At 67.5% G+C, this 7,296-nt stretch carries 7 protein-coding genes; 1 reads left to right on the top strand and 6 read right to left on the bottom strand.

Annotated elements, in window-relative coordinates; genetic code table 11:
- Window positions 1-39: 39 nt before the first annotated feature.
- From ribA to nthA, 4 genes are all read right to left on the bottom strand, one after another.
- A complete protein-coding gene (ribA, locus tag AC1DKD_RS37155; protein WP_477103958.1) occupies window positions 40-636 on the bottom strand; it encodes a GTP cyclohydrolase II in 597 nt (198 codons plus the stop codon).
- Window positions 637-890: 254 nt separating this feature from the next.
- Window positions 891-1,280, bottom strand: a complete 390-nt coding sequence (locus AC1DKD_RS37160; RefSeq protein ID WP_441629586.1) for a nitrile hydratase accessory protein — start codon at window positions 1,278-1,280, stop codon at window positions 891-893.
- Complete coding sequence (nthB, locus tag AC1DKD_RS37165; protein ID WP_477144419.1) at window positions 1,273-1,944, bottom strand: nitrile hydratase subunit beta; 672 nt, start codon at window positions 1,942-1,944, stop codon at window positions 1,273-1,275. Before nthB ends, AC1DKD_RS37160 begins: the two co-directional genes overlap by 8 nt.
- Window positions 1,941-2,633 carry a nitrile hydratase subunit alpha gene (gene nthA / locus AC1DKD_RS37170; protein ID WP_441629584.1) on the bottom strand — a complete coding sequence of 231 codons (693 nt, stop codon included), beginning with the start codon at window positions 2,631-2,633 and terminating at the stop codon, window positions 1,941-1,943. The genes nthB and nthA overlap by 4 nt, the downstream gene beginning before the upstream one ends.
- A 516-nt stretch (window positions 2,634-3,149) precedes the next feature.
- Here nthA and AC1DKD_RS37175 point away from each other — a divergent pair.
- Entirely contained in the window at window positions 3,150-5,096 is a 1,947-nt protein-coding gene (locus AC1DKD_RS37175; protein WP_441629583.1) for a hybrid sensor histidine kinase/response regulator, read from the top strand.
- Window positions 5,097-5,537: 441 nt separating this feature from the next.
- Here the strand turns inward: AC1DKD_RS37175 and AC1DKD_RS37180 are convergent, their stop codons facing one another.
- Both AC1DKD_RS37180 and AC1DKD_RS37185 read right to left on the bottom strand, forming a co-directional pair.
- The gene (locus AC1DKD_RS37180) at window positions 5,538-6,389 is read right to left on the bottom strand and encodes a histidine kinase (RefSeq protein ID WP_441629582.1); all 852 of its coding nucleotides are present in this window, start codon (window positions 6,387-6,389) and stop codon (window positions 5,538-5,540) included.
- Window positions 6,390-6,540: 151 nt separating this feature from the next.
- On the bottom strand, window positions 6,541-7,296 hold a 756-nt coding region (locus tag AC1DKD_RS37185; RefSeq protein ID WP_477144420.1), incomplete at its 5' end, for a sigma 54-interacting transcriptional regulator.

The raw sequence follows: 7,296 nt of genomic DNA on the forward strand, positions 1-7,296 counted from the left end.
GCCTGGCACCGGGGCTGGTCCAGCCTCAGCCTGCCGCGATCAGTCCAGCAGGTGCCCCATGCGCTCGCGCTTGGTCTCCAGGTATTTTTGGTTCTCGGCGTTGGACGGCACGATGTGGCGCATCTGTTCCACCACCGTGATGCCGGCGGCTTCCAGGGCCTGCTTCTTCTTGGGATTGTTGCTCATCAGCCGGATCGACTTGACGCCCCACTGATGCAGCAGGTCGGCGGCGAAGGCGTAGTTGCGGCTATCGATTTCCTGGCCCAGCGCCAGATTGGCGTCGACCGTGTCGAGCCCGCCGTCCTGCAGCGCATAGGCGCGGATCTTGTGGCCCAGGCCGATCCCGCGCCCTTCCTGTCCGCGCAGGTAGAGCAGGATGCCGCGCCCTTCTTCGGCGATTTTCTTCATCGCCAGGTCGAGTTGCTCGCCGCAGTCGCAGCGGCACGAGCCGAACACGTCGCCGGTCAGGCATTCGGAATGCAGGCGGGTCAACACGGCTTCGCCGGTGATATCGCCGACGCTCAGCGCCAGGTGTTCGGTGCCCGAAACGGCACCCTTGAAGGCGTGGGCGGTAAATTCGCCAAAGCGGGTCGGCAGGCGGGCGGAGCCGATCAGCTGGATCTCTGTGTCAGTCATGTCAGTCGGAGTTTGGCGCCGGCCTTGGTGGCACGGCATCGGGGCGCTTTGCAGCGTCTAGCCCGCTACGGTAGCACGAGCGGGGCCGGACCGCAGGCGGCGCGTGATTCGGCACTTGATCCGGTGCTCGAAGCAGCCATGCCTGTCCGCCTGGAAGTCCGCCTTGAACCTCCCGGCCGGCAAGCCGGCTCCACGCTGCGCGCCGGGCAGGAAACAAGCATAACGCTGCCGAGGCCAGGCTGCCGCGAGCGGCCTCAGCCAAGCTCGATTGGCTGCCCGTGCGGGGTGCGCCGGGCTGCGGCGATCCAGGCGTCGCGCCGGTCCAGCAGCGCGGCCTGGTCGACCAGGCCCTTGGCGGCGCTGATCTGTTCCAGCGCGGTCAGCCAGAACAGGTAGTAATGCTGGCCGGTGTCCGGGTCCCCGTTGGCCTGGGCATCACGGATGACCTGGGAGAGGCTGGCTGCCCATTCGGTCCAGGTGAAGGCGCCGCGTTCATGCAGCGCCAGCGTCATGGCGAAGGCCTGGGCTTCCCATGGCTCGCGGAAGACCGGGCCGGTGCTGTCGCACGGCAAGGCCGGCAACGCGGCGCGCATGGCTTGCAAGGTGGCCGGCGGCGCCGGCGGGGCGGCAATGGGCTCAGCCATGGGCAGCCTCCGCCGGATCCAGGTAAGGCTCCCAGCAATCCACGCTGACCGAAGCCGCGGTGGTATCGGCGCCCCACAGTTCGCTGGCGGTAAAGCGCACCGTATACAACCATTGCGGCTGGTCCCCGGCGCCGGCCGCGCTGRCATCGGGGAAGACATGGGCGCCATGCACCGCCACGATCTCGCCTTGCCGGCCACGGCAATAGCGCGGCAGCCGGGTATGGCCGGCGGGATGCATCTGACGGGTACGGACCCGCTCTCCAAGGTGGAAGCGCGCCTCCGCCGTGGCCGGCCGGGCACTGGGCGAGCCGCGTGCCAGGGCGGGCGCTACCTGCTCCGCTTCCAGGACGCGCGCCAGGGGGACCGGCGCCGCGCTGGAATGCCCGCTGGCGATCTCCCCGGCGTCGGCCAGGCCCGTCTTGAGCAGCAAGGCCTTGAGCCCTTCAAACCAGATCTCGAAGTAGCTGCTGCCCAGGTACCGCGCCGGCGGGAGGCTTTCGCGGGCCGCGCGCGAGGTATCGATGTTCCACTTGCCGACCGCGCCCATGGCCAGTGTCAGCGCCAGTACCCGGCGCTCCCATTCGGCGTGGAACGGCGGTTCGCCGGGTTCGGGGCGGACCGGGCCGAAGCCCTGCATGCCGCCAAGGTCTTGCGCGCCGTTCATGCCGGTTCCTTTGCCGTTGCCGGCGCCACCATGTCGGGTAGCAGCCCGGTGCCAATCATCGAATCGCGCGTGACCAGCGCGGCCAGCGCTTCCTCGCTCCAGCCATCCGTGCCCGCCGGACGCATGGGCAGCACCAGGTAGCGCAGTTCGGCTGTGGAGTCCCACACCTGTAGCTGCACCGCATCCGGCAGCGTGAAGCCGAAATCGCGCAGCACGCCGCGCGGATCGATCACCGCCCGGGCGCGGTACGGCGCCGACTTGTACCAGACCGGCGGCAGTCCAAGCACGGGCCAGGGATAGCAGGAGCACAAGGTGCACACCACCATATTGTGGGTCGCCGGCGTGTTCTCCAGCACGATCATGTGCTCGCCCTGGCGCCCGCTGAAGCCCAGCGAGGCGATCGCCGCAGTGGCGTCCGCCAGCAGCCAGGCCTTGTAGGCCGGGTCGCTCCAGGCCTTGGCTACCACCCGCGCGCCATTGCGCGGGCCAATCTGCTGCTCGTAGGTCTCGATCAAGATGTCCAGCGCGGCGGGGTCGACGTAACCCTTCTCCACCAGCAGCGATTCCAGCGCGCGCACACGCAGGTCCATCTCGGACAGCGTGCTGCCGCCGTGTTTATGGTCATGGTCATGCGCAGCGGTCGGTCTTTCCTGCGGGGAGTTCGGCGGGTGGGGAGGATCCTGGCGCATCGGCGTTGGGCTCGTTCTGGCTCTGACACTGCGGAACGGCCAGTATGGTCGCGCCTGCTGCACTTGGCAATCCGGCCGCTTATGGCTGCGCGGCGCCGGCCTCACGGGTGGCACGGCACCCTGTGACGCCGTCCCTTGCCGCCGCCTTGCGGGCGTCCCCCTGGTGTCCTGGTGTCTACACGCGGGCACGGCTTTTGCACGATTTTTGCGATCCCGCCCGCCACATGAGCCGTAGCGGACTGGCTTGGTTGCACGGCTCGCCCGCCAACATTGGCCAGCAAAAGGAACGACAGGCATTGCGCTCAGCAAGGGGAAAATCGTGGCGCGAACACTACATGCAGAATCTACCGATGAGAGCCCGGACTTCCTTGTAGTTCTTACAAGCTCTTGCAGGCGAACCTGCCATCATCAATATCACCGGCGCGTCTCCCGTGGATGCGCCGATGATCCCCGCCCATGACCCCGCGCGCACGCGTCCGGCCGTCTCGTTCGATACCCAATATCGCTGAGCTTGCCATGAACATTCTGCCCTCTCCAGAAGCCGCCAGGCGGCCCCTGATCCTCAATGTCGACGACAGCGACGGGCCTCGCTACGTCAAGGGCCGCATCCTGCAACGCGCGGGCTTCTCCGTGCTGGAGGCTGCGAGCGGGCAGGCCGCGCTGTCGCTGATCCGCCAGCACGCCCCGGACCTGGTGCTGCTGGATGTGAATCTGCCCGACATCAACGGGCTGGAAGTGTGCAGGCTGATCAAGAACGATCCCGAAACCGCCAGTACGCTGGTGCTGCAGACCTCCGCCGCGCTAACCGAGTCGCGCCACCGCGTGCAGGCGCTCGATGGTGGCGCCGACAGTTACCTGATCGAGCCGGTGGAAGCGGAGGAATTGGTGTCGAGCATCAAGGCCCTGCTGCGCATGCGCAAGGCCGAGGAAGCTTTCCGCCAGTCCTCGCAAGCCTTGCGCGAGAACGAGGAATTGTTCCGCCAGCTGGCCGAGAACCTTTCCGATGCGCTGTGGATCCTCGATCCGGCGGAGAGCCAGTTCCTGTACATGAGCCCGTCGTTTGCGCGGTTGTGGGGCCGTCCGATGGAGGAACTGAAGCACAACCCGCGCACCTGGCTGGACTGCGTGCAGGCCGAGGACCGCGAGCGCATGGAAGTGGCCTTCGGCGCGATGATGGCGGACGGCCGTATGGATGCCGAGTTCCGGCTGGTGCGGGGCGATGGCGAGGTGCGCGAAGTCCGCGCGCGCGCGTTCCCGGTCTCCAATACGGCGGGCGTCTTCTATCGCGTGGCCGGCATTTGCCAGGACATCACGCCGCAAAAGCGCGCCGAGCGCATGCTGCTGGAAGAAGACCACCGCAAGGACCATTTCCTGGCCATGCTGGCCCACGAACTGCGGAACCCGCTCGCGCCGATGCGCAGCGCGGTCGACCTGCTGATGCGGTGCGCGCCCACGCGCGAGGAGACCTTCAAGGCCCGCGACATCATCGCCCGCCAGCTGCATCACCTGACGCGGCTGGTCGACGACCTGCTCGATATCTCGCGCCTCACCCAGGGCCGCATTGTGCTGCGCAACGATATTGTCGAGTTGCGCACGGCGCTGAGCACCGCTGTGGAAGCCGTGCGGCCGCTGATCGACACGCGTGGCCACTCGCTGCGGCTGAGCGTACCGGAAGGACCGATGCCCGTGCGCGGAGACCTCGTGCGGCTGACCCAGATCTTCAGCAACCTGCTGCACAACGCCGCGCGCTATACGCAGCCGGACGGCCAGCTCGCGCTTGAGGTTACGTGCGACGGCAGCCTGCTTACCATCAAGGTGCGGGACAATGGACCCGGGCTGTCGCCGCAAGCGCTGCAGGCCATCTTCGATCCGGCCACGGCGCATCACGGCGACAAGCGTCCTGCCGCCGCCGGACAGGAAGGCATGGGTATCGGGCTCTCGCTGGTACAAAAGCTTGTCAATCTGCATGGCGGCAATGTCCATGCCGAGAGCGCCGGCCCTGGCCTTGGCTGCGCCTTCGTGGTGGAACTGCCCGCCCAGCCCTGGCAGAGCTGGCGGCCAGAAGTCGGCAAGCTCAGGTCCCGGCCGGGCACGCCGCGCACGGTGATGGTGGTGGACGACAACATCGACGCGCTGGAGGCCATAGCCCTTACGCTCGAAGCCATGGGGCACACGGTGGTGACCGCCATCGACGGTCCCGCCGCCATCGCGCGCGCGGCCAAGACCCGGCCCGACGTCATCTTGCTCGACCTCGGCATACCGGCCATGGACGGCTTCGAGATCGCCCGGCGCCTGCGGGCCATCCCGGAATTGCAGCATGTACGCCTGGTGGCGCTGACCGGCTACAGCCAGCCGGCGGACCGGCAGCGTACAACGCAGGCGGGTTTCGATCGCCACCTGGTCAAGCCGGTGGACCTGGAGGCGCTGTCGCGTATCCTGGATGAACCGGGGGAAGCCGGCTGAGCCCGAGCCTGAGCCAGGCGCTTGCCCCGCCCTTGCCTATCGACCGCGGCCCGGTTTACGCCGCTACCGGCCGTGCTACAGACCCCGGAGAGACCTATGCGGATTCAGTTCCACATCACGCCCGAACCCGATCAGGCGCCACCCGACCCCGACGTTCCACAACCGGCAGTGCCCGATCCCGATCCGCCGGCGCCGGTCAGCGACCCGCCTCCAGGGGATTTGCCAGCGCCCCCGCCGCAGCGCGCCTGAGTGGACGCAGAACACCGGGGCCCCGCCTGTGGCGGCCGTGGCTGCCTCTGCTGGAATCAGCGAATGACGGCCTGCGGGAGCCACCGGTTCGCCACGCAAGGCACAACGGCATGCAAATAAGACGATGCCCGCGCATGCGGGCACCATGCACTTTATGCCGAAGCCGGTAAAAACTGCGGGGTCCCGGCTAGATCAGCCCCGCTCCGCATGGACCGGGAAACTCACTGCGACGCATATGGATCTACCGTCCGTGGAGCACCCCTGTCCTTCCGCCACGATGTGCGCGCCCTGGGTTTCCACGAGCCGCCTTGCCAGCAGCAACGCGGTACCCTGGCGCGGCGCCGATGCGCCGCCTTCGGCGGGGCGCCTGCTGAAGAAGTCGGATAGCACGGCGATGCGCTCGTCCCTGCGGGCGTCGCTGGGAGCCCGGCTCTCGGTGATCCGCAGGCGGATGCGGCCGGCTTCCGGCTTCAGGTGTGCTTCGACGGTATCCGCGCTGCGCGCGTGGCGGATGCAATGCAGCAGCAGATATCGCAACAGCGGTTCGAGGCGGCGCGGGTCGGCATCGATCACAAATGCGTGGTTCGATGAGGTGCCATCCGGGCTGTCCACATCTACCGCCGCGAGGTTCACGGCACGCGCTTGCGCCATGGAGCGTGCCGCGTCCATGGCCGCTTCCAGCGCCGCCAGCAGATCCACGCGTTGCCATTGCGGCGGGCTGTCGTTCGTGAGCAGCGCGACGGCCTCTTCCATGTGTTCGATCAGGCCCAGCTGCTGCAGCATGCCGGTGCGGATACCGGCCAGCGCGCGCTGCGCCGGGGTGGGTGGCATGTCCAGCGAGTGGTCCAGCACATAGGCCCAACTCTGCACCCCGTTGAGCGCGGAGCGCAGGTCATGTGCGATCTGGCCGATCAGCGTGGCGACTTCGGCGCTGCTCTGGACCGGTTCCGGTGGCTCGCATGCATCATGCGTTTCATGCGCGTCGCGGGATGCGGGCTGGCCGGGTGCGCCGGGGTCTTCGGAGGAGTTGGGTTGCTGCGACATCGGTACCTTGTGCGGGCGGTGTGCTCACCCGGTTGCCATGCAATTAGCATACCGCGCGGTGAAACCGCCGCATGCGCGCGGACCAAAGCCGCAATCAGGCGCTTGTCCGGCAGGCTTGACGCGTGCCGGGCCAGGCCACGCACACCGCACGCTAGTTCGGCGCCGTGGTTCCGTTCTGCGCGGCGCCCGCGCCATTGGCTCGCAGCCACTCGGGTAGCTCGCCTTTCGAGGCATATTCTTCCAGGCGGTTATACAAGGTTTTCAGGCTGATGCCGAGGATCTCGGCGGCATGCTTCTTTACGCCGGAGCATTGCTCCAGCGTGGCAAAGATCAACTGGCGATCGGCGTCCGCCAGGGATATGCCCACCGGCACCGACACCATGGCGGTGGCGGCCGGGTTCGCCGCCGCCACCTGCAGCGGCACATGGGCATCGGCAATCAAGTCCCGGTCGGCCATGATGTAGGTCCGCTGCACGAAGTTGCGCAGCTCGCGCACATTGCCCGGCCACGCATGCAGCAACAGGCTGTCCAACAGTTCCGGGGCGAAGCGGCGCTGGGTGCCGTGCTCGCCGTTCATCTGTTCCAGCAGCGTATTGGCGATCTGCACCACATCGTCGCCACGCGCGCGCAGCGGCGGCAATTCGATCGGGAACACATTGAGCCGGTGATAGAGGTCGGCGCGCAGCTTGCCGTCGGCCACGGCTTCTTCCGGATTGCGGTTAGTGGCGGCCACCACGCGCACGTCGGCTTGCAGCTCGCGGTTGGTGCCGACCCGCATGAAGGCGCCGGATTCCAGCACGCGCAGCAGCTTGACCTGCAGTTCGATAGGCATCTCGGTGATTTCATCGAGAAAAAGCGTGCCGCCGTCGGCTCGCTCGAAGTAGCCCTTGTGCTGGCGCTCGGCGCC

The organism is Cupriavidus sp. 05T313 (genome assembly GCF_056396665.1).